General features: G+C 41.2%; 2 pseudogenes. Both read right to left on the reverse strand.

Annotated features, from left to right (window positions below):
* A pseudogene (locus R7E78_RS29650) lies at positions 1–224 on the reverse strand (methyl-accepting chemotaxis protein); the annotation flags it as partial.
* A gap of 192 nt (positions 225–416) precedes the next feature.
* Positions 417–546: pseudogene (locus tag R7E78_RS29655) on the reverse strand (D-hexose-6-phosphate mutarotase); the annotation flags it as partial.

The following is a 546-nucleotide window of genomic DNA, read 5'->3' on the forward strand; positions in this document are numbered from 1 at the left end:
TCGAGTACTTGAGCAGTATGAAGGTAAGCAGCGAACTGACCGGCAATGGTTTTTGCCATCGACTCGACTTTGGATTGATTTTCTCTCAACGTACTTTCTAGCAGCACGCCAGATGCGTTTCGATAAACGAGCGCAGCAATGCTGGAAAAGGCAATTACTAGGCACAAAGTGATGACTAGCTTTAGTTGAAAGCCAACACTTTGATTTCTGTACTTTTCTAACATGGAATGTCTTCCTGATATATTTATAACTTATGAGTTTTGTATCGGCATGCTATCGGTTTATATGAATAATTTTTTTGATATCTATTAATTAAATTGTCAAAAAACTCAGATAACCAATGAGTTAGTTAGAAAGTGACCGAGGAAGAACGGAAATGATTTCAAAAAAAGGCCGGATGAGCCGGCCTAGGAAGATTATTGTGCAGCAATCACTGTCACGAGCTCGTAGCTCTCGCCTGGCTCAAGAGTCTTGCCTTCTTCAATACTTGGTGCATGAAGGGCAGATTCCACACACAGCATGGTTTCATAGCCATTGTCAGCCATG

The sequence above is a fragment of the Vibrio sp. YT-19(2023) genome, assembly GCF_033337395.1.